Source organism: Bacillus pseudomycoides DSM 12442, from assembly GCF_000161455.1.
Lineage (GTDB): Bacteria > Bacillota > Bacilli > Bacillales > Bacillaceae_G > Bacillus_A > Bacillus_A pseudomycoides.
The window spans coordinates 3,273,315-3,294,744 of sequence record NZ_CM000745.1 but is presented as its reverse complement, the minus strand read 5'-3'; the positions used below and the strand labels follow the sequence as shown (position 1 = coordinate 3,294,744).

26 protein-coding genes and 1 pseudogene are annotated in these 21,430 nt (G+C 36.2%); 22 read left to right on the top strand and 5 right to left on the bottom strand.

Going from position 1 to position 21,430, the window contains the following annotated elements:
* Window positions 1–18: 18 nt before the first annotated feature.
* The 4 genes from ctaD to ctaG all read left to right on the top strand — a co-directional run bounded on the left by ctaD (window position 19) and on the right by ctaG (window position 3,811).
* The gene (gene ctaD / locus BPMYX0001_RS16580; protein ID WP_170957067.1) at window positions 19–1,854 is read left to right on the top strand and encodes a cytochrome c oxidase subunit I; all 1,836 of its coding nucleotides are present in this window, start codon (window positions 19–21) and stop codon (window positions 1,852–1,854) included.
* Window positions 1,854–2,477 (top strand): cytochrome c oxidase subunit III, encoded by a 624-nt coding sequence (gene ctaE, locus BPMYX0001_RS16575; protein ID WP_003199716.1) that lies wholly within the window; start codon window positions 1,854–1,856, stop codon window positions 2,475–2,477. The genes ctaD and ctaE overlap by 1 nt, the downstream gene beginning before the upstream one ends.
* A gap of 3 nt (window positions 2,478–2,480) precedes the next feature.
* Window positions 2,481–2,819, top strand: a complete 339-nt coding sequence (gene ctaF, locus BPMYX0001_RS16570; RefSeq protein WP_003199718.1) for a cytochrome c oxidase subunit IVB — start codon at window positions 2,481–2,483, stop codon at window positions 2,817–2,819.
* A gap of 86 nt (window positions 2,820–2,905) precedes the next feature.
* On the top strand, window positions 2,906–3,811 hold the full coding sequence (gene ctaG / locus BPMYX0001_RS16565; RefSeq protein WP_006095795.1) for a cytochrome c oxidase assembly factor CtaG: 906 nt from the start codon (window positions 2,906–2,908) through the stop codon (window positions 3,809–3,811).
* A gap of 32 nt (window positions 3,812–3,843) precedes the next feature.
* Here the strand turns inward: ctaG and BPMYX0001_RS16560 are convergent, their stop codons facing one another.
* Window positions 3,844–4,209: a YugN family protein gene (locus BPMYX0001_RS16560; RefSeq protein ID WP_003199722.1), complete on the bottom strand. Its 366-nt coding sequence runs from the start codon at window positions 4,207–4,209 to the stop codon at window positions 3,844–3,846.
* A 205-nt stretch (window positions 4,210–4,414) separates the two neighbouring features.
* Between BPMYX0001_RS16560 and BPMYX0001_RS16555 the strand changes: the two genes are divergently transcribed.
* From BPMYX0001_RS16555 to BPMYX0001_RS34130, 8 genes and pseudogenes are all read left to right on the top strand, one after another.
* The gene (locus BPMYX0001_RS16555; protein ID WP_033799074.1) at window positions 4,415–5,452 is read left to right on the top strand and encodes a CAP domain-containing protein; all 1,038 of its coding nucleotides are present in this window, start codon (window positions 4,415–4,417) and stop codon (window positions 5,450–5,452) included.
* A gap of 89 nt (window positions 5,453–5,541) precedes the next feature.
* A complete protein-coding gene (locus BPMYX0001_RS16550; RefSeq protein WP_006095793.1) occupies window positions 5,542–5,955 on the top strand; it encodes a YlbD family protein in 414 nt (137 codons plus the stop codon).
* A gap of 11 nt (window positions 5,956–5,966) precedes the next feature.
* A complete protein-coding gene (locus BPMYX0001_RS16545; RefSeq protein ID WP_006095792.1) occupies window positions 5,967–6,212 on the top strand; it encodes a YlbE-like family protein in 246 nt (81 codons plus the stop codon).
* A gap of 77 nt (window positions 6,213–6,289) precedes the next feature.
* Window positions 6,290–6,862 carry a histidine phosphatase family protein gene (locus BPMYX0001_RS16540; RefSeq protein ID WP_006095791.1) on the top strand — a complete coding sequence of 191 codons (573 nt, stop codon included), beginning with the start codon at window positions 6,290–6,292 and terminating at the stop codon, window positions 6,860–6,862.
* A 119-nt stretch (window positions 6,863–6,981) separates the two neighbouring features.
* The gene (locus BPMYX0001_RS16535) at window positions 6,982–7,434 is read left to right on the top strand and encodes a YlbF/YmcA family competence regulator (protein WP_003199733.1); all 453 of its coding nucleotides are present in this window, start codon (window positions 6,982–6,984) and stop codon (window positions 7,432–7,434) included.
* 137 nt (window positions 7,435–7,571) lie between these two features.
* Window positions 7,572–7,838: a YlbG family protein gene (locus BPMYX0001_RS16530; protein ID WP_016116052.1), complete on the top strand. Its 267-nt coding sequence runs from the start codon at window positions 7,572–7,574 to the stop codon at window positions 7,836–7,838.
* A 132-nt stretch (window positions 7,839–7,970) separates the two neighbouring features.
* Window positions 7,971–8,180, top strand: coding sequence for a hypothetical protein (locus BPMYX0001_RS34135; RefSeq protein WP_006095790.1), 210 nt, complete (start codon window positions 7,971–7,973; stop codon window positions 8,178–8,180).
* Window positions 8,154–8,423 (top strand): annotated as a pseudogene (locus BPMYX0001_RS34130) (transposase); the annotation flags it as partial. The gene BPMYX0001_RS34135 and the pseudogene BPMYX0001_RS34130, both read left to right, overlap by 27 nt.
* Before the next feature lie 333 nt (window positions 8,424–8,756).
* On the opposite strand, the gene BPMYX0001_RS16515 reads toward BPMYX0001_RS34130, so the two are convergent.
* Window positions 8,757–9,146, bottom strand: a complete 390-nt coding sequence (locus tag BPMYX0001_RS16515; protein ID WP_003199736.1) for a DUF7147 family protein — start codon at window positions 9,144–9,146, stop codon at window positions 8,757–8,759.
* A gap of 569 nt (window positions 9,147–9,715) precedes the next feature.
* Here BPMYX0001_RS16515 and rsmD point away from each other — a divergent pair.
* Both rsmD and coaD read left to right on the top strand, forming a co-directional pair.
* Entirely contained in the window at window positions 9,716–10,282 is a 567-nt protein-coding gene (gene rsmD, locus BPMYX0001_RS16510) for a 16S rRNA (guanine(966)-N(2))-methyltransferase RsmD (protein ID WP_003199738.1), read from the top strand.
* Window positions 10,279–10,770 carry a pantetheine-phosphate adenylyltransferase gene (gene coaD / locus BPMYX0001_RS16505; RefSeq protein ID WP_018764765.1) on the top strand — a complete coding sequence of 164 codons (492 nt, stop codon included), beginning with the start codon at window positions 10,279–10,281 and terminating at the stop codon, window positions 10,768–10,770. The genes rsmD and coaD overlap by 4 nt, the downstream gene beginning before the upstream one ends.
* Here coaD and ylbJ read toward each other — a convergent pair.
* Window positions 10,762–11,994: a sporulation integral membrane protein YlbJ gene (ylbJ, locus tag BPMYX0001_RS16500; RefSeq protein WP_006095788.1), complete on the bottom strand. Its 1,233-nt coding sequence runs from the start codon at window positions 11,992–11,994 to the stop codon at window positions 10,762–10,764. The genes coaD and ylbJ overlap by 9 nt on opposite strands.
* Before the next feature lie 114 nt (window positions 11,995–12,108).
* Between ylbJ and BPMYX0001_RS16495 the strand changes: the two genes are divergently transcribed.
* Together BPMYX0001_RS16495 and BPMYX0001_RS16490 are read left to right on the top strand one after the other, a co-directional pair.
* Window positions 12,109–12,900: a patatin-like phospholipase family protein gene (locus tag BPMYX0001_RS16495; RefSeq protein WP_018780893.1), complete on the top strand. Its 792-nt coding sequence runs from the start codon at window positions 12,109–12,111 to the stop codon at window positions 12,898–12,900.
* Window positions 12,893–13,918 (top strand): SepM family pheromone-processing serine protease, encoded by a 1,026-nt coding sequence (locus BPMYX0001_RS16490; protein WP_018780894.1) that lies wholly within the window; start codon window positions 12,893–12,895, stop codon window positions 13,916–13,918. The genes BPMYX0001_RS16495 and BPMYX0001_RS16490 overlap by 8 nt, the downstream gene beginning before the upstream one ends.
* A gap of 24 nt (window positions 13,919–13,942) precedes the next feature.
* On the opposite strand, the gene BPMYX0001_RS16485 is transcribed toward BPMYX0001_RS16490, so the two are convergent.
* Window positions 13,943–15,184, bottom strand: a complete 1,242-nt coding sequence (locus BPMYX0001_RS16485) for a nucleotidyltransferase (RefSeq protein WP_139358564.1) — start codon at window positions 15,182–15,184, stop codon at window positions 13,943–13,945.
* Window positions 15,185–15,337: 153 nt separating this feature from the next.
* Between BPMYX0001_RS16485 and BPMYX0001_RS16480 the strand changes: the two genes are divergently transcribed.
* The 3 genes from BPMYX0001_RS16480 to BPMYX0001_RS16470 all read left to right on the top strand — a co-directional run bounded on the left by BPMYX0001_RS16480 (window position 15,338) and on the right by BPMYX0001_RS16470 (window position 16,725).
* Window positions 15,338–15,838 (top strand): YceD family protein, encoded by a 501-nt coding sequence (locus BPMYX0001_RS16480; protein ID WP_003199747.1) that lies wholly within the window; start codon window positions 15,338–15,340, stop codon window positions 15,836–15,838.
* Window positions 15,839–15,899: 61 nt separating this feature from the next.
* A complete protein-coding gene (gene rpmF, locus BPMYX0001_RS16475; protein WP_001984764.1) occupies window positions 15,900–16,073 on the top strand; it encodes a 50S ribosomal protein L32 in 174 nt (57 codons plus the stop codon).
* Window positions 16,074–16,203: 130 nt separating this feature from the next.
* Window positions 16,204–16,725 (top strand): RsfA family transcriptional regulator, encoded by a 522-nt coding sequence (locus tag BPMYX0001_RS16470; protein WP_006095784.1) that lies wholly within the window; start codon window positions 16,204–16,206, stop codon window positions 16,723–16,725.
* 28 nt (window positions 16,726–16,753) lie between these two features.
* Here the strand turns inward: BPMYX0001_RS16470 and BPMYX0001_RS16465 are convergent, their stop codons facing one another.
* A complete protein-coding gene (locus tag BPMYX0001_RS16465) occupies window positions 16,754–17,227 on the bottom strand; it encodes an N-acetyltransferase (RefSeq protein WP_006095783.1) in 474 nt (157 codons plus the stop codon).
* 306 nt (window positions 17,228–17,533) lie between these two features.
* Here BPMYX0001_RS16465 and panE point away from each other — a divergent pair, with 306 nt between their 5' ends.
* From panE to rsmH, 3 genes are all read left to right on the top strand, one after another.
* Entirely contained in the window at window positions 17,534–18,421 is an 888-nt protein-coding gene (gene panE / locus BPMYX0001_RS16460) for a 2-dehydropantoate 2-reductase (RefSeq protein ID WP_033799701.1), read from the top strand.
* A 79-nt stretch (window positions 18,422–18,500) separates the two neighbouring features.
* The gene (gene bshC / locus BPMYX0001_RS16455; protein ID WP_006095781.1) at window positions 18,501–20,117 is read left to right on the top strand and encodes a bacillithiol biosynthesis cysteine-adding enzyme BshC; all 1,617 of its coding nucleotides are present in this window, start codon (window positions 18,501–18,503) and stop codon (window positions 20,115–20,117) included.
* A gap of 370 nt (window positions 20,118–20,487) precedes the next feature.
* Window positions 20,488–21,420 carry a 16S rRNA (cytosine(1402)-N(4))-methyltransferase RsmH gene (rsmH, locus tag BPMYX0001_RS16450; protein ID WP_016116040.1) on the top strand — a complete coding sequence of 311 codons (933 nt, stop codon included), beginning with the start codon at window positions 20,488–20,490 and terminating at the stop codon, window positions 21,418–21,420.
* Window positions 21,421–21,430 lie beyond the last annotated feature (10 nt).

Sequence of the window (21,430 nt, the reverse complement as noted above, 5' to 3'; positions counted from 1 at the left end):
GTAGCAAAAAAACAGGGGATGGGTGCTGTTATATGGGATTATTTGACGACAGTAGACCATAAAAAAATTGCCATTCTCTATTTAATTGCAGGTGGATTGTTTTTTATCATTGGCGGAATAGAGGCATTATTTATCCGTCTTCAATTAGCGATTCCAAACAATGCTTTTCTTGTTGGGGATGCTTATAACCAAGTATTAACGATGCACGGTACAACAATGATTTTCCTCGCAGCTATGCCGCTCGTGTTTGCATTTATGAACGCCGCTGTACCACTTCAAATTGGGGCACGGGATGTGGCGTTTCCATTTTTAAATTCACTTGGATTTTGGTTATTTTTCTTCGGTGGAGTATTTTTAAACTTAAGTTGGTTTTTAGGAGGGGCACCTGATGCAGGGTGGACATCTTATGCATCGTTATCTCTTGCTTCTAAAGGACATGGTGTTGATTTTTATGTACTAGGGTTACAAATATCAGGTATAGGTACACTGATTGGTGGTATTAACTTCCTTGTCACAATTATTAATATGCGTGCACCTGGAATGACATATATGCGTATGCCAATGTTTACATGGACAACATTTGTAACTTCTTCACTTATTTTATTTGCTTTCCCACCATTAACAGTGGGATTGGCACTACTTATGTTAGATCGCTTATTTGGCACAAGTTTCTTTAACCCAGCTTTAGGGGGGAACACGATTATATGGGAACATTTATTCTGGATCTTCGGTCACCCAGAAGTGTATATTCTTATCCTTCCAGCTTTCGGAATATTCTCAGAAATTTTCGCTACATTCTCTAAAAAACGACTATTTGGTTACTCATCTATGGTATTTGCAACGGTGTTAATTGGATTTTTAGGATTTATGGTATGGGCGCATCATATGTTTACAGTTGGTCTTGGACCTGTTGCGAACGCTATTTTCTCAGTTGCAACAATGGCAATTGCAGTTCCGACTGGTATTAAAATATTTAACTGGCTCTTTACAATGTGGGGTGGAAGTATCAGGTTTACAACGCCAATGATGTGGGCTGTTGCTTTTATTCCATCATTTGTAATGGGTGGTGTAACAGGGGTCATGCTTGCCTCGGCTCCAGCTGACTATCAATTCCATGATAACTATTTCGTTGTAGCGCATTTTCACTACGTAATCGTTGGTGGAGTTGTATTTGGACTATTAGCAGGTGCACATTATTATTGGCCACTTATGTTTAACAAAGTATTAAATGAAACCTTGGGGAAAATAACATTTTGGTTGTTCTTTATCGGCTTCCATTTAACATTCTTTATCCAGCATTTCCTTGGTTTAATTGGTATGCCACGTCGCTACTTTACGTATTTACCAGGCCAAGGATTAGAAACGGGGAACTTAATTAGTTCGATTGGTGCTGTATTTATGGGGCTAGGAACGATCGTTCTACTATTTAATGTTGTGAAAACATCGTTGTCTAAAGAGAAAGCTGGCCGCGATCCGTGGGATGCTCGTACATTAGAATGGACAATGCCTGCACCTACACCAGAATACAATTTTAAACAATTACCATTCGTTCGCGGATTAGATCCGTTCTGGATTGAAAAACGTGAAGGGAATAAAGAAATAACACCAGCAGAGCCTGTTAGTGATATTCATATGCCAAACCCTTCATTTTCACCATTTGTTATATCTCTTGGATTATTTATAGCAGCATTTGGTGCGATGTACATGCAAGGTGGGAAAGATAAGTTTTGGTTATTGGTTGCAATTATTGGACTTATCATTACATTTGGTGCAATGTTCTTACGTTCAGTAATTGATGATCATGGTTATCATATTCATAAAGAAGATTTAGATGATAAGGGGGGCACAGCGTAATGCATGTAGAGGAAAAATTAACAAATGAAACGTTTCCAGCAGAGCCTGAAAAAGCAACCCTTGAGGGGAAAAATAAGTTTGTTGGATTTTGGCTATTTCTTGGAGGCGAAACTGTATTGTTCGCTTCCTTATTTGGCACATATTTAGCGTTGAAAAATTCTACAAACGGTGGCCCCACTTCTCAAGAAATGTTTCAAATGCCACTTGTCTTTATTATGACGATGCTTTTGTTAACAAGTAGTTTAACAAGCGTGTATGCGATGTATCATATGAAGAACTTTAACTTTAAGCAAATGCAGCTTTGGTTACTTGTTACAGTACTATTAGGATTAGGGTTTTTAGGGTTTGAGATTTATGAATTTTATCATTATACACACGAATTCAAACATACGATGAGAAGTAGTGCATTTGGTTCAGCGTTTTATGCGCTTGTTGGAACTCATGGATTACACGTATTGTTCGGATTATTATGGATCTTAACATTAGTTTTTCGGAATGCGAAGCGCGGGCTGAATTTATATAATGCTCCAAAGTTTTACGTTGCATCTATTTACTGGCACTTTATTGATGTAGTTTGGGTGTTTATTTTCACTGTAGTATACTTGATGGGAATGGTGGGATAAACAATGGCGATAAAGCAAACAAATACAAGTAACTCAAAAGTAGATCTTGTTTATCGTAGAAAAAAAAGTGCTGAGGAAATGAGACATCAAGTGATTACATTTGGTCTAATGATTTTCTTAACGATTGTAGCTTTTGTGGCAGTCGCTTATCCGAAAACATTTAGTCCTCTTTTCTCTGTACCATTTATTTTACTATTAGCTGTTGTTCAAGTAATATTTCAATTGTATTATTTCATGCATATGAGTCATAAGGGACATGAAGCAGCAACCTTTTTCTTATATTCTGGATTATTGATAGGGTTGTTAACCATTTTAGCTTTTATGACAATTGTTTGGGTTTAAAAAGTAAAGGATAGGGAGCTTGAAGTTATCTTCGCTCCCTTTTTCCTATGAGGGTAAGGAGTTCATATTGAAAGGGTGGGTGTAAAATGGGCAACTTATGGATATTTGGTTTTCAAGCTTTATGGAGCCCGATCTTTTTACTTTTTATGGTGTCTATCCTTATCTGTTACTTTCTTATTATCGGGCCGTATAGAAATCGGTTCGATAATGCAGAAAAGGTAAATAAAAAGCAAATGTTTTATTTTACGACTGGGATTATCCTGTTGTATCTTGTAAAAGGTGGGCCTATTGATTTACTTGGACATATTGTATTTAGTGCACATATGTTTGAAATGGCAGTGATGTACATCGCTGTACCACCATTATTGTTATTAGGGATTCCAGTTTGGTTATACACATATATTACCTCTTTCCGTTTTATCCAAGTGATATTGATTATGTTTACAAAACCGCTTATTGCTCTGTTTGTATTTAATGGATTATTTTCTATTTATCATTTGCCTGTTGTTTTTGATGCTGTAAAGCAAAATCAAGTTGCTCATCCTATTTTTCTTGCTGTTTTATTTTTTACAGCAATGATGATGTGGTGGCCTATGCTAAATCCATTACCGGAGTATCAAACATTAAGTGAAATAAAGAAAATTGGTTACATGTTTGCGAACGGTGTATTATTGACACCAGCTTGTGCGCTAATCATATTTGCTAGTGAATCGTTGTTTGCTACGTATACGGATCCGAGTGCGTGGATGAAAGCGATGGAGCTCTGTGTACCTGCAGGAACATTGAGTGATTTAAATATAACCGGACCAGAATTTTTACATTGGATGCCGATTGTGCAAGATCAACAAACAGGCGGTATCATTATGAAAATTGTCCAGGAAATAGTGTATGGTACAATTATTGGCTATGTGTTTTTTAAATGGGCACGTAAAGAACGTAAAAAAGATGAGGAGCAACTACAGAAAGTGCCTCCTTATTTGCAACCAAAATAAAGAAGGTGTATCACATGGATACACCTTCTTTACTATTCTATAACTGCAAATTCCTTTAGCTTTTTTTCAATATTTTGCAAGAGTTGTTCGCTTTTTTGGATTACGTTTGTAGGGAAAACTTCATTTTCACCATATTCAACGCCATGTGGATAGTAATGTTTTCCTAACAATGGTGGAAGTAATTTAACTTGTGCATGGCGTCCTCCGATTTCCCCTTCTACCGCAAAGCCTTGTATCCGTAAATAATATACATCCTTCAATATTTCAAATTTATAGTCATATGTAACTCGCTCATAGTCCCACTGTCCAGCAAGTACAAAACGTTGATTTTGCATAACTTCCGTGAGCAGTGTAAAATCAATGGTCGCTCCTATAAGTTTTGAATTTGTAAATTGCATGGAATACCTCCTTATCTTTATTTGAAAACCTTTAATTTTATAATAGTATGAATAATAAGAAATCGCAATTCATATTGAGAGAAAAGGGAGAATCACGGCTTTTTTTATTTAAATATGATATAGTGAAAATAGTGCGGTACACACAAAAGAGAAGACAGGCATTTGTGTATATCTCAATTTTATGTTTGACCAGGAGGTATATTGTTTGAAGAAATTATTACGTATCGTAATGATTACGGTTTTTATTTTAGCTATTGATTTATACGGGAAATTACTCGTTTCGCAATATATATTACAGCCATCTCATTCTAAGCAGGAACATAAGATTGTTAAGAAAAAGAAACAGATAAATGAAGGATTTCCAGAGACAATCTCCCAATTAATAGGAGGGGATTCGGAAAGTTTATTAGCAAAATGGGGTGAGCCAGCTCGAATCGAACCTTCTGCGTATGGTTACGAATGGTGGATTTATAATCAAGATTTATCACAATATGTGCAGTTTGGTGTTGCAGAACATAAAATTGTAACAGCTTATGTTGCTGGTAATAAAGTGGATGTAGTTCCATTTCGTATGGATGAAAAATATGAAGATGTCTATAAAAAAAATCCATTCTCACATGAAATTTCTTTGAAAAAAGGAAGAAACAGCTATCAATTTGAATTATCTGATACTGAAATTGCAGAACAACCACTTGTTTCGATAGAAGAAGATGGTTGGGCGCAGTTATACTTTGACCGATTCACACATAAACTTGTCGGAATTCGGTATATGGATGATGAGACATTGCTTCGACAAAGGCCGTATCAGCTTGTTTATTCTGGAGAGTTAGGGGCGGAGCAGCCAATTACTCCAGAGAAAATGACACAAATAGAACATGGAAATATGCAACAAATTCTAGATTTGACGAATATTATTCGTAGTCGTCATCAACTACCGTTACTAACATGGGATCAACAAACAGCTGAAGTGGCTTTTGGGCATAGCAAGGATATGAAAGAGAATAATTATTTTTCGCATGATTCGCCGGAATTTGGGACTTTAGGAGATCGATTACAACGTGGTCAAGTCGCATTTCAACTCGCAGGTGAAAATATAGCAGCACAGCATACTGATGGGATCTCTGCAGTACAAGGTTGGTTGAATAGTGAAGGACATCGGAAAAACTTGCTAAATGAACAATTTACTGGACTAGGTGTTGGAGTCTTCGATAAATTTTATACTCAAAATTTCATTAGAAAATAGGAAAAGGTGCATGAATCGTTAAAAAATAGGCGAACCATGCGCCTTTTTTTTCTTACAATATAGTAGATACATCTGAAGAGGTGAGGATTATGACAAAAACAAAAGGACCGTTACATCCTTCTGTTCAACAGTTTAAAGAGTTTGTAAACCATCACCCTAAAATGGTTCATGAAGTTCGAAATGGTCAAAAAACATGGCAACAATTTTATGAGGAATGGTATTTACTTGGAGAACAAGATGAAATGTGGAAGGTGTATAAAGCAGATGGAGAAACGATTTCTTCTCCAGCTCAAGAAAACAATGATGAAAAAGCCGTCGATTTGATGGGACAAATGCTTTCTTTTTTAAAAAAATTAGATGCAGAGCAAATGCAGCAACATCTAGCTAATGTAACGAGTGCCATTGGGAGTGTACAACAGGTTATTCAGCAATTTCAAGGGAATCGTACACAACCTGAGCAAAGAACTTCTGAAAACAATCCATTTTTCTTTCGAAAAGATTAGGAGGAAAGAGGATGAGGGCAGAGCTTATGGAATTTATAAAAGCTGATGAAGATTTAGGGCGTTATATTCGTGAACAACCCCATTGGTATCGAAAATTATCACGTAATCCGGAGGAAAAGGAGGCATTTGAATTAGCTGCTTTACAGTATTATAAAAAGACAATCCCGGACAAAGTTGCAAAATTTCAAAATCAATTGGCGGTTGCTTCTATTATGATTGACATGTTTCAATATATGAAGCAGCAAAATGCAACGTAATTGGAAGGGAAAACTATGTCCGTCATGCGAAACTTTTGTTACAATAGAAAAGGATTATTGAAAAAAGGAGTTATAGCATGACGGAAATTTGTTTAGTACGACATGGACAAACTGATTGGAATTTTCAAGAGATTATTCAAGGGCGTGAAGACATTCCACTTAATGAAGTTGGGAAAAAGCAAGCAAGTCAAAGTGCAGCTGCGTTGCAATTGGACACATGGGATGTGATTATCAGCAGTCCCTTAATTAGAGCGCAGGAAACAGCTCGGATGATTAGTAACGCTGTTGGAATACATTCTATTCTTCTTGATGAGCGGTTTGTTGAACGGAATTTTGGCGAAGCTTCAGGGAAACCCGTTTCCACAGTTAGAGAGCTGATTGCAGAGGGAAATGTAGAAGGTATGGAGACAGATGGAGAGATTGTAAATCGTTGCTTTTCTGCATTGCAAGATGTTGCACAAGTACATGCAGGTAAGCGCGTTATTATCGTTGCACATTCACATGCGATAAAAGCAATTTTAAATGCAATCTCCCCTGATGAAATTACATTTAAAACTCCATTGAAAAATGCTTGCATTAGTTATGTAAAAGAGGAAAATGGAAGCTGGGACGTGCTACGATATAATATCGCGGAGCATATTTGCGTATAAGAAATTATGACGGATGATGGTTTTCGGTAATCGGACTTTTTACTTTATATTCAGATGGGATATTCAAATTAGTAGTTCGGTTTTAAATGTGTTATGATGGATACTCGGAGGTGTCTCTCATGATTGTAGCGACGCTTGAAAGCGTAATGATATTAGACGAGGCAGAACAGCTTGCAAAAGCGATTGTCTGTTCAGATATAGCAAAGGGTTATCGGGAATGTTATAAGGCGTTACAGGAAGATTTGGAAGCTCAAACATTAATTAGTCAATTTACAGCAATGAAAGAGCGATATGAAGAAGTGCAACGCTTTGGAAAATATCATCCTGATTATACTTTCGTTTCGAAAAATATGCGAGAATTAAAACGTTCTGTAGATTTGCATGAAAAGATAGCTGCTTTTAAAAAAGCAGAAAATGCTTTGCAAAAACTATTAGATGAAGTCAGTGTAGCGATTGGTTCCGAAGTATCATCTGCTATTAAAGTTCCTACTGGAAATCCGTTTTTTGATGCAGGTGGATGCGGAGGCGGTTGTGGCTCTGGTGGAAGTTGTGGTTGTAAAAAAACGGGGTGATGTGCCCCGTTTTTTAGAATATGGAAGAAAACGTATACAGAATTCGTTTAACAATGTACTATAATTTCACAAATTTCTGATTGATGTTTATAAGATACAAGAATATGAGTATATAAAAGGAGAAGATGGAGAAGATTATGTTCGGGCAACGACAAAGTATGATTGTTTATTTACATTCATTGAAACATGCCAAGATTTTAAGGAAATATGGTAATATTCATTACATATCAAAGCGTTTGAAATATGCAGTTGTATATTGTGATATGGAACAAATAGAGCATATGATACAAAAGCTAAATAAACTTCCTTTTGTGAAAAAAATTGAGCAGTCATATCGCCCATTTCTTAAAACGGAATTTGAAAATTCACGTCCGGATCGCGCGAAAGAATACGACTATAGTTAAAGAGAAAGACCCCCACTATTTTGGTGGGGGTCTTCTCGGTTTTTTCTTTTTAAAGAAAACGTCTCTTTTCTGCAGAACGTATGTTTGTTTTGGTGCATAATGATCTTATCAAATAAAATGAGGTGAGAACAGGTGAAGAAAGCATATTTTTCGAAACGGATCTATAAGGTAGATTTACCGCATGAAATGGTAGATGCATTGGCAGAGACAATCGAAACATGTAATCAGGCGAAGCGCTTTGCGTTTCAAATGATTGTTCGGGAAAAACGTTGGAACCGTAAGATATATACAGATAGTCTTCATCTCGTTCTCAAGCGGAAATTCGGCATCTTTATTCATTAATCCGCGGCTTTTACGATTGGTCGCCGAGGGTTAGGGTATAAAGAAAAAGTAGCTGGGGTGCTTCAGCCTTATATTCCAAAGAAAGATGCACACCACTGGAGCCATTGGCATCAATTAAACAATCGATTGGATATTGGCACGCATCATTTCTATCAGCTATACGATGTAGATCAACCGAAAGAAGTCTTACAAATCGAACGGTTACACTTGTTTGAAAATGAAAAGAAAAAACTAGCAAAATGATTTGCATGATAAAAAAGAGCAATTTGTCCTAGATTTTTACGCTTATTACCAGAGCAGATAACAAGTCTAGGAACTGGATGCATGACAAAGTGTTCTATCCTCGATATAAGAATAAAGTAGTTGTACCTATTTTGTTTGCCTTTCGTCGGAAGATAGAATGGGTCGTCTTACATTGCATACAGACACTACCGAACTCTATATTGTTGTATCCTCTTTGTTGAACGAGAGGAACTGTTTTTGTGAGGACAGAGACAGGAGAATCCCCCACCTTAAGCTCTTGTAGAGGTAGGTGAGGGTAGTTCAATTTAATAAAAATACAATGAGTATAAATTGCTATTGCATTGGAGGAATGAAATGATTCATTCGTAAAATGCCGATAAGGTGATTAAAATATAATTCTTTTTCTGGGAAAATTGTAGAAGGTTTTACAGTAAAAGAAGTAACGTTTTTTTCGATTTGTTCCGCTGTTTCCTCGAATAAAACGATTCGTTTACTTTTTGTACCTTCAAGTATAGGAATCCCTTCGCGGCATATATATAGCGGTTGGAAATCCCCAACCGTTGTAGGTTTAAGAACAACAACAAGTGAGCATACTTTTTTATCATTTTTTAAGGTTTCAAATTGTAACATATGTGATACACGATCTTTATTTGTCTTTGCAATCTCAAGTAATTCATATAAATCGGAGTAGCCTTCTCCTAGTTCAATAAAACGTTGAATCATATTATTTCCTCCTCTTTCTTTTACTGTATCACTTCGTTTTTAAAATGAAAAGCAGACAAAGAAAAAAAACCCTGCAAAGCAGGGCCCTTCTTACACTAGTATGTACTAGTAAGAAGGCAAAGGGAGAGGAGAAACCGGAGGAAGAACTTATGGGGAAACGTAAGTCTTCTCCGCGGTTGGCAACAACATCGAAGGTGATGTTGTTATATTTATTTATGTCCAATCTAAATGAAGATATACATAATGAATTTAAAATTTATCGTAGGCTTTTTATTTTTCTTTTTTTTATTTTATGATAGGATAAAAAAGATAAAGTGAAACTTGCGTTAGTAGAGAGGGATCTGACTCGCCAATAGCGAGATGAATATACATATGGGATACTGAAAAGTTATCATGTAATGATGACTTTTTTAACGAAATAAATTAGTTTTTCTTTTAATAGATAGCGGATTCGTTTATCCTTTAATGGAAAAACACCCAAAAAACAGTGAGGTTTGATAGCGGTTAACCAAACGAATATGCGTTTGTAATAATCGCTCGATAGATTGAAATAAAGGTAGTGACAGCAAATGAGAGTAGTTTCTGGAAAATGTAAAGGGCATCCGCTTAAGGCTGTGCCAGGTAATACAACGCGACCGACAACAGATAAGGTAAAAGAAGCCATCTTTAATATGATTGGTCCTTATTTCGAAGGAGGAATTGCCCTCGATTTGTTTGGAGGTAGCGGAGGGCTTGGGATTGAAGCGCTTAGCAGAGGGGTTGACAAAGCCATTTTTGTTGATCGGGATAATAAAGCGGTGAAGGTTATTCATCAAAATTTAGAAAGCTGTAGAGTACATGACCAAGCTGAAGTGTATAGAAATGATGCAGAGCGCGCTTTGAAGGCGTTAATTAAACGTGAACTATCATTTGATCTCATACTGCTAGATCCACCATACAAAGATCAAAAAATCATTTCATTAATTAGTGTTATGGACCAACACGGATTATTGAACGAAGATGGATTGATTATGGCAGAACATGGGGATGATGTAGTCTTACCGGAAGCAATAGGGGGACTTGTAAAGGTAAGAGCAGAAAATTATGGTATGACAGCGATTTCCATTTATAAGCATGAAGGTGAGGGGACCGAATGACAAGCATAGCAATTTCTTCAGGGAGTTTTGATCCGATAACTCTTGGGCATTTGGATATTATTAAAAGAGGCGCAAAGGTGTTTGACGAAGTATATGTTGTCGTTTTAAACAATTCTTCCAAGAAACCGTTCTTTTCAGTAGAAGAGCGCCTAGAGCTAATTCGAGAAGCAACAAAAGATATTCCAAACGTAAAAGTTGATTCGCATAGCGGACTGTTAGTTGAATATGCAAAAATGCGTAATGCAAACGCAATTTTACGTGGTTTACGTGCAGTTTCTGATTTTGAATATGAGATGCAAATTACATCGATGAATCGTAAGTTAGACGAAAATATTGAAACCTTTTTTATTATGACAAATAATCAATATTCATTTTTAAGTTCGAGCATTGTGAAGGAAGTGGCTCGTTATGGTGGAAATGTAGCTGGTCTTGTTCCTTCTGTTGTAGAGCACGCTTTAAAAGAAAAGTTTCAAACCCCGTTAAGATGAACGGGGTTTTTCTTTGTTTATTATGCGTAAGAATAATAAAATAACATATAGATATAAACAAAATAGTGTAAAAGTAGGACCGTAGCGAAGCAATATTTCCCAAGTCTTTGCAAGAATAGAAGCATGGTTTGATAAAAAAACAGGGATATCTTGTTGATTTGGTGAAAAAGAATGTAATTTTTCATAAAGTGGTACCCAAAATATAAAAGTGTAAATTGGGGCGAGAATACTTTGGATAATTCTTGCAAAGAAATAGGGTTTAAAGCGAATATCAGTTTCGGCTAAAATACTCGCTACCTGAGCTTGGATAGAAAGGCCGCTAAATGCGAGGATAAAGCTCGTTACCATTGCTTGTTCAAGAATTGTAGTCTGATTGGTTTGGCTGATCATTTGGCTACCTAGTGTCATTTCAAAAAGTCCTGATAGGATGGGAATGCTAAAGTGTGGTGACAGTTGGAAGAATTTTAAAATATGTTGCATAATAAAAGCTAGTGCTGCCGTGAGTTGGAAGACAGTAATCATTTTATTTAAAACGGAGAATAAAATAATAAATCCACCAATCATGAGTAAAGTTTGAATAGAGGAGATAATGGCATCACCAAGTAGTTTTCCAATTGGTCTGTTCTCTTGTAAACGCGTCTCGTGGAGAATTGAAAAAGCGTGTTGTAAGGGACGTTTTTGAATGGATTGTTTTTCTTGTATGTAAGTATTGTTGTTTCCATAAAAACGCATAAGTAATCCGACAGTAAGGTTGCTAACATAATGTGCAGCAGCTAGTATGAAACCTAATTTAGGATTGTTAAAAAAGCCAATAGAAACAGCTCCAAAAATAAATAATGGATTTGAAGAGTTGGTAAATGATACGAGTCGTTCCGCTTCTATTTGCGTTAGCTGATTACTTTTCCGGAGTCTTGCACTTAATTTGGCGCCCGCAGGGAAGCCGGAGGCCATTCCCATTGCCCAAACAAATCCGCCAATACCAGGCACACGAAAGAGCGGGCGCATAAGCGGTTCTAATATAATACCGATAAACTTTACAACACCTATACTAATTAAAAGCTCCGCAACGATAAAAAAAGGTAGTAGTGAAGGAAAGACAACTTCCCACCATATATTTAATCCGCGAATAGAAGATTGCAAAGCGGCTTGGGGGTGAAGTACGAGAGAAAATGTTAGAAATATCATCGTTATGGTGAGAAAAGCTGTTTTCCATTTTTCATACATTTTAACGTAGCCCCCTTTGTCCCAAAAAACGTTCATTTCAGTATACGTGGATACATGGTGAATTTAGACCATAAGTATGAAAAAGAGGATGAAAAAATTTAAAGGGTGAGAGAAATGAATGAACCAAAAATAGGCTTAGCTCTTGGATCTGGAGGTGCAAAAGGCTTTGCGCATGTCGGGGTGATTAAAGTGTTACGAGAGGCGAATATTCCCATTCATATGATTGCTGGAAGTAGTATGGGGGCGTTAATTGGGACATTTTATGCAGCGGGTTGCAACGTGGAGAGACTCTATCGAATGGCCACATTATTTAAACGAAAATACTATTTGGATTTTACTGTACCGAAAATGGGATTTATTTCTGGAAAACGGGTAAAAGATATGATTAAAATGTTTACATATAATAAAAATTTAGAAGAGCTAGATATCCCAACTGCAGTTGTGGCCACTGACATTTTAAAGGGGGAAAAAGTTGTATTTACAAGCGGTTCTATTGCTGATGCGGTGAGGGCGAGTATTTCTGTGCCAGGAGTGTTTGTACCTGAAAAAATAGATGGTCGTTTATTAGTGGATGGCGGAGTGATTGATCGCATCCCTGTATCCGTTGTTAAAGACTTAGGAGCTGATATTGTAATTGCTGTAGATGTATCTCCTATTAAGGTGAACGGAGAAGTTACATCTATTTATGATGTTATCATGCAGAGTATTGAGATTATGCAGCATGAACTTGTTGTTAATCGGCAAATTGCTTCAGACTTAATGATGCGCCCGGCAGTAGAACAGTTTAGTTCTCGTGCTTTTACCAATATCGAAGACATTATTCGAGTTGGAGAAGAAGAGGCCGAAAAACACATTCAGAAAATTTACTTATTAATTGAGCAGTGGAAGGAGAAAAATAATGTTTAAGCGTTTTCGTTTTATATATGCAATTTTAATTGGCGTTATATTAGCAATGTTGCTTGTCTATGTACGTCTACCATATTATGTAACAAAACCAGGTATGGCAGCGAAATTAGAACCATATGTACAAGTTGATGGTGGGAAGAAAGAGTCAGGTGATTTTATGCTCGTGACCGTTTCGATGGGGCCTGCGAATGTTGTAAATCTAATAGCTGCCCAATTTAATAAATATAATCACATTTCTAAAGCAGAGGAGATTTTGCAAAAAGGTGAGAGTGATGAAGAATATCAATTCCGCCAAGCGTATGCAATGAAAGATTCTCAAAACGCAGCCATTTATAATGCGTATAAGCGAGCAAATCGTTCAGTTTCCTTTCAAAACAAAGGGGTTTTAGTTGCTGGGATTGCGAAAAATATGTCCGCTGAAGGGAAATTAAAACTTGGGGATATAATTGTCGCTGTTGACGGTCAGCCTTTTGAAGCGATAGACCAATTTATTGCATATATGTCAGGTAAAAAAGAAGGGGATGTAGTAAATATTGAGTATATTCGTGGGGGGAAACGTTCTACAGAAAAACTAACGCTAAAACAAATTCCTGATGGCAAGGGACGTGTTGGTATTGGAGTTTCCATTGTTACTGAAAGGGACTTAGTAGTAGATCCAAAGGTGAAAATTGATTCACATGAAATTGGGGGACCATCAGCAGGATTAATGTTTACATTGGAAATCTATAATCAATTGACTGAAGAGGATATGACAAAAGGTCATGAGATTGCTGGAACGGGAACCATTAATGAAAAGGGAGAAGTTGGTCCGATTGGTGGTATTCAACAAAAAGTTGTAGCTGCTAGTGATGCGGGTGCAGAAATATTCTTTGCTCCAAATGAAAAAGGGGCACCGAAATCGAATTATAAAGAAGCGCTTGAAGCAGCGAAAGATATAAAAACAAAGATGAAAATTGTACCAGTAGATACATTAGATGATGCGCTAGCATATTTAGAAAAAATGTCAGAAAAAAAGTAAACCTCTCGCCCTAGAGAGGTTTTTTTATAAAAAATTATTCGTTGTTTCATCATACCGAATAGGATGCTGAGTTATATCCTTTTGTATACATTTTGTACGTAAAGGTTCTTGTAGCACTGAAAAATAAACAGCATTTGCTTTGCGCTCTATATCTAGAACGGGATGTTGAAATGTTTTCGTATGAGTAAGAAGCGGGAGTCCTAGATTTTTTTTTTGTTTCGAAATATAAGTTTGTCCTTTTTGTGACATACCAAGTAAACGGATATATGGTGCATGTTGCTCTATATGTGCCTTTTCCATTTCTTCTTTTGTTGTATTTGTTAAAATATGTGTACATACCCGTTGTAATCTAGTCCATGTATAACGTTTTGTTTTTAATGCTTCCATGAAAGTAAGAAATGAAGAGGTATTATGTATTTTTGATAAAATACGATGCTCCAATCCTTCCTCTACCTCATATATATGTTGTAAATCCTTGGAAGACATTGTCAAAAGTCTATATTTAAAAAATGGGAAATACTCCTCCCAACAATGCAGTGTATGATACGTTTGTTTATAGCTTTCTAAAAAAGATGCGGTACAATTGGGTACAAATGGATAAATGGTTGTGAATGAATCATTTTCACTAAATAATTGTTTGCGAATGCTAGTCGCACTTGCAATATGGTTATCTTGAAAGGTTTCGTCATGGTAATGAGATGCGAACCTTTCAATGGTATGTGCATGAATGGAACTTTTCTGAGAAAGAATCGCTTCAATGTAATGTAAGCCTAATATATTATTTGGCTGGGACATATCAACAGTATTGACGTCCGATAAGATGTGTGAAAAGGCTTGAGAAGTTGCTTTGGCATAGCTGTTTCCAGCATCCATAAATTGCTGCACAAGTTGATTGAAAGTATCTTTTTCCTTTTGGCGTAAAGAAATGGTATTATAGAAGTTTTGAACCTCTCCATCCTCACTGCCGAAGCAAATTTCAGAAACGCCAAGGGCATCTAAAATAGAAATAGCACCGTTAGCAAATGTTTCGGCTTTTTGTGTTGCGAATGTATAAGGGAGTTCAACAACAAGATCTATACCACCGGCTAGAGCCATCTTGGTTCGGAACCATTTTGATAAGAGAGCTGGTTCACCACGTTGTAAAAATGATCCGCTCATGACAGCGATTGTAATGTCGGACTGTGTTAACTTTTTTGTTTGTTGCACATGATAAGCATGACCGTTATGAAAGGGGTTATATTCAACAATAATACCGCTTGCCTTTATGATAATCTCTCCTTTCGATGTAGCATCTTTTCTAAAAACATGATAATCTATATATTATTTCCTATAATGACTTCATTATAGTGTAAAGAAAAAACATTGACAAATATAAAATGGCTAGCTATAATTTTGTTTGTTGCCTTGAGGTGATATGATATGAAATGGTCCATCCATCAATTAAACAAATTGAGACATAAAGGATTGACATTGGATGAGATGGTAGATGTAAGTGAGCTAAAAGAAGTCGAGAAAGAAATTCGAGAAATTAATCCTGTCCATGTAACAGGTAGAGTTGATTTTGGCTCCAGTAAGTTTACGTTTCATCTACATATAACTGGAAGCATGGTTTTACCATGTTCTCGCTCTTTAGTAGATGTAACATTACCATTTGACATTAAAACAACTGAGGTGTTCCAAACTTCAGAAGAAGAGTATGAAACGGAAGCGGAAATCCATTACTTAGAAGGAGAAGTACTTGACTTACTCCCAATAATCAAGGAAAATATACTTTTGGAGATTCCAATGCAAATTTTCAGTGATGATGTTTCCGGTGGAGCACCAACGCAAGGTCAAGACTGGCAAGTGATTTCGGAAGAAAGCAAAGAAAAGCCTGTTGATCCAAGGTTAGCAGGACTTGCGAAGTTTTTTGACAAATAATCGGAAGACTGGTTCAGGCCTTCATATGAAAATAACTATTTCTTTTAAGGAGGTGGGAAGAATGGCTGTACCTTTTAGAAGAACTTCTAAAACAGTAAAAAGAAAGCGTCGTACGCATTTCAAATTATCAGTACCTGGTATGGTAGAGTGCCCAAGCTGTGGTGAAGCGAAATTAGCTCACCGTGTATGTAAAGCATGCGGTACTTACAAAGGTAAAGAAGTAATCAGCAAGTAATTGTGGAAATAAACGCAGAAGATATTCTTCTGCGTTTATTTTTTTTTGTATTATTCTTTATATGTTGGTATTCTATCTTTTCTAGTAACTGCATATGTTTAATAAAAAATGCATAAGGAGGACTAGAGGAATGGCGACAACAAGACAAGATGCATGGACTGATGATGAAGATTTACTTCTGGCAGAAGTGGTACTCCGGCATATTCGTGAAGGAGGAACCCAGCTTTCCGCATTTAAAGAGGTAGGTAGACATTTATCTCGTACACCTGCAGCATGCGGATTTAGGTGGAATTCTTACGTTAGAAAGCAGTATAAAGAACGTATTGAAGAGGCAAAACAAATTCGTAAGGTAGAGAATTATGTAGTAAGGCAACCAAAAGTGGTGGAGTTTTCTCCTACATCAATTACATTAGACGATGTTATTAACTTCTTACAAAAATATAAAGATGAAAAAGAATTAAAAGAATTACACCAAAAAATTGAATTGTTACAAAAGGAAAAGGAATGGCTTCTACAGCGTGTATCTGTATATGAAGAAGAGTATCGTACTTTGCTTGATTATATTGATCGAAAAAGAAGTGTGATGGTACTAGAAACAAAAGAAAGAGATACCATTCATGAGCATGAAACATTAGAAAAGGTGAAAAAATAAAAACAGCTGAATAACAGCTGTTTTTATTTTATGCGGATTCTTCATTTGTAACCGCATTCAAATTAGCTTCTGGATGCCAAATGTAAAATTCGCCATCAGTGGTTGATATTTGCCCGAAGTTTAGTTTCTCCCAAAATGCAGCGGATTGAATACGAGCTGTTGTTTTGATTGGAAATTGTAGTTGTTTTGCATAATTAACAAGCATTTGGCCAAAACCCTGTTTTTGGAAGTTTGGTAACACTTCAAGTTTAGAGAGTTCTACGTAAGATCCAGTAATCTCAAGATTTAATTCACCATGTCTCCTCATGTACAAGCTCATACGTGCGATAAGGGATCCGCCGTAATAAATGCCGTAAAATGGGGACTCGCTATCATTTTCAATAATATTTGCTTGCAATTCTTCGAACATGGAGAGTTCTTGAGCGCCACAGCCCTTAAATTTTTTAAATTCGTCTAACGTTTTATAATTGATGAGCAAGCGCTCAACTTTTGGGAATGTCATTACAACACATCCTTTTCTCGTTTTGTAAAATAAAGAAAAGTATAAATATTTTCAATAATATTATAACTCATTTTTTCATTTTTATGAAGGAAATAGAATATTTCTTTCAGTATTTTTTTTGAGGATTTGCTACACTAGTCGTATGAAGGGAATTTATATATATTTATGAAATGTACTTTTAGTTGTGGAAATATAAATAAGATATACTCAATGTTATGATGAGTTATAGAGGGGAGGTAATCAGGAGGCTTCTAATTGATTACAGGATATCTTTCTTCTTTGTATTCGTTAGGAGATTCTGAGGGGATAGAGATGAAGATTGGGATTGTTGGTCCGGGAGCTATTGGTCTTCTTTTTGCATTTTATTTAAAAAAGAACAAACAGGATGTTACATTATTTACAAGAACGGTAGAACAAACTGAAAAGTTAATGCAGGAGGGGATAAGCTGTATTCGTAAGGGAAGAAAGGAAACGGTATTTCCGAATGTTACGCCATTAGAGAGTATTGTAGGTGAACAAATGGACTATACGTTTATTGCTGTAAAACAATATCATTTAGCGAATATACTTCCTTTCATAAAAGGACAAAGGCAGATTATCTTTTTGCAAAATGGAATGTCTCATCTGGATATATTACACGAAATAAAGTGTGAAAATGTAGCGGTGGGGATTGTGGAGCATGGGGCAAAAAAAGAAAATGAATATACAGTGCGCCATACAGGAGTAGGGGTTACGAAATTTGGAGTAGTAAATGGTGATTGGTCTCAATTTGAGGCACTATTGGATTGTTTTTCCTCAAAGTATTTTTCGGTGCAAGTAGAAGAAGATTGGAAACAAACAATGAGTTATAAACTTGTAATAAATGCCTGCATTAATCCACTAACAGCTTTATTTGGTATACAAAACGGAGAATTGCTATCGAATCCTTTTTTTTATAAAGTGATGGAGCAAATATTTCAGGAGGTCATGTTCCTTGTAGGGGAGGAAAAAAAAGAAGAGATGTGGCAATTGGTTTGTCATGTATGTGAAACAACATCCAGTAATACATCCTCTATGTTAGCTGACGTAAAAGAGAATCGGGAAACGGAAATTGATGCTATTATTGGCTATGCGATAGAAGAAGCGAGGAAACAGCGAAAGCAAGTTCCCACACTGCAATTTTTATACAATTCAATAAAGGGATTAGAAGTATAAGAGATATTCTTTGCTTTTACATCAAACATTGACTACAATTTGGATTGGTGAGAGAACAGGATAGGAAAGGAAGAATTATATGGAGATAAAAGAAATCTCTGTTCCACTACAAGGTGTTGTGGCGGACTATATGAAGGGTAGAAAAGAAGTGCAGGCATTCTTCGATTATCCGTTGACAGAAGATGGATTCGGGCGGCGTCTGTATGATTTGCGTGATAAGAAGTTTTTCCGTCAAGACTTAGTGGCACATTTATTGGAATATAATACTAATTTACATGCTGGAGACCATACTCTTCGGAATATAGAGGCGCTAGCGGATGAAAATACATATGTTGTTGTTGGAGGACAACAAGCAGGACTATTAACAGGACCTCTTTATACTGTGCATAAAATTATTTCGATTTTGCAGCTTGCAAAAGAAAAAGAAGCAAGTTTAGGAGTTCGTGTAGTTCCTGTTTTTTGGATTGCTGGTGAAGATCACGATATCGATGAAATTAATCATGTGTTTGTAACGAAAAATAAAAAAATAAAAAAGACGATTTTCCATGATCGTCATCCAAAAAAGGCAAGTGCATCTGAATCTGATCTTTCAATAGCAGACTGTAGAAAGTGGATTGAAGAAATTTTCAAAACATATCCGGAAACGAATTTTACAAAGGATGTATTACAGTTTGTTGAAGATGCTTTGCAGAATTCTCGTACATATGTAGATTTCTTTGCGCATCTTATTATGAAATTATTTGTAGATTCAGGATTGATTCTCGTTGATTCCCATCATCCAGCGTTAAGAAAGTTAGAAGTTTCTTTTTTTAAACAAATACTAAGTCGATATAAAGAAGTGCAAATGAGTCTTCAAAAACAACAGCAATTAGTAAAGGAACAAGGATATAAACCGATTATTGAAACAAAATCAAATGCAGTGCACATATTTATGCAAATTGATGAAGAGCGTGTGTTGTTAGAAGAAGAGAATGGGAAATTTGTTGGAAAAGATGGTATTTATTCATTTTCGTATGAAGAGTTGATAGCGGAAATGGAAAAAAGTCCGGAACGATTTAGTAATAATGTTGTAACAAGACCACTTATGCAAGAGTATATATTTCCGACATTAGCGTTTATTGGAGGGCCTGGTGAAATTGCTTACTGGAGTGAATTGCAGCAAGTATTTCATGTGTTCGGTTTTCAGATGCCTCCGGTTGTTCCGAGACTCACAATTAGTTATATGGAACGCGATATTATAACAGATTTACATGATTTACAATTACAAGAGAGTGATCCATTTGTAAATGACATAGATATGCTACGTGAAGAGTGGCTTTCTAACCAAATAGAAGAACCAATTGATAATCAGTTTATAGAAGCGACAGAGAAAATCATGGATGTTCATACTTCTTTACAACAGTTTGTAAAAAAAATAGACCCGGGATTGCAGCAATTCGCTGAGAAAAATGAGCGGAAAATTAAAGAGCAAATTGAGTTGCTAGAAAGAATGTTAAAGCGAAATGTTGAGAAAAAACATGAAGTAGAGCTGAATAAATTTCGCCGTTTACAATACGCGCTCCGTCCGCTAGGTGCGCCGCAAGAACGGGTATGGAATATATGTTATTATTTAAATCGGTTTGGATTAGATTTTGTTGAACGAGTAATGAAGCAATCGTACTCTTGGAACGGGAACCATCATATTATAAAACTATAAAATCTTGCTCTTAGGAGCAGGATTTTATTTTTTGTATGTGGAATTAACTGTAAAGTGATTTTTTCTGAATTATCTAACGAAATGTTCGGGAGTATGATATTTATAATAAAGCACATGTATATGACAAAATAGAACAAAATGTAAACGTATTATTGTGTTTTTCGACATGTTTTTATTTAATTTCCCGCAAAAAATGATAAAATTTAGTATATAATAAAGTGAAACTGCGATTTGTGGATATTAGATTTCCACTGACGCCAAGTTGGATGTGACATATTTTCGTAGCATTAATTTCCCGACATATTGGGTGGTTTATTAGGAAGAAAAAGAGACATTCAACGTAATTATTTTGCAAAAAGTAGGTGCAACAATGTTTAAACACGTAACAGTTCTTTTAAAAGAAACAGTAGATGGTTTGGATATAAAACCAGGTGGTACATATGTAGATTGTACGCTAGGTGGTGGAGGACATAGTTCCTATTTATTATCCCAGCTAACGGAAGGGGGAAAATTAATTGCATTTGATCAAGATGAAATTGCGATTCAAAATGCAAAAGAAAGATTTTCTTCTTATGGTGATCAATTTATAACAGTGAAGAGTAATTTTCGCTATTTGTCAGAAAAGCTACATGAATTAGGAATAACAGAAGTAGACGGAATTTTATTTGATTTAGGTGTTTCATCCCCACAATTAGATACACCAGAACGTGGTTTTAGTTATCATCATGATGCGCCCTTAGATATGCGGATGGATCAAGATGCCCCATTAACGGCATATGATGTTGTAAACAACTGGTCATATGAACAACTCGTAAGAATCTTTTTCCAATATGGTGAAGAGAAGTTTTCAAAGCAAATTGCAAGGAAAATCGAAGCGTACCGCGAGAATAAGGCGATTGAAACGACAGGAGAGTTAGTAGAGCTAATTAAAGAAGGAATTCCTGCTCCAGCTCGTAGAACGGGTGGACATCCTGCAAAACGAGTGTTCCAAGCGATTCGAATTGCTGTAAATGATGAGTTGAAAGTATTCGAGGAGGCATTGGAATCTGCGATTGAAATGGTTAAGCCAGGTGGAAGAATCAGTGTTATTACGTTCCATTCATTAGAAGATCGTATTTGTAAAACAACATTTAAACGAAATAGTACAACACCACAGCTTCCTCCAGGATTACCAATTATCCCTGATGAGTTTAAGCCGAAACTAAAGCTCATTACAAGAAAACCGATTTTACCTTCTGATGAAGAGTTAGAAGAAAATAATCGAGCGCGTTCTGCGAAGTTACGAATCGCTGAAAAACGATAAAAAGGAGAGA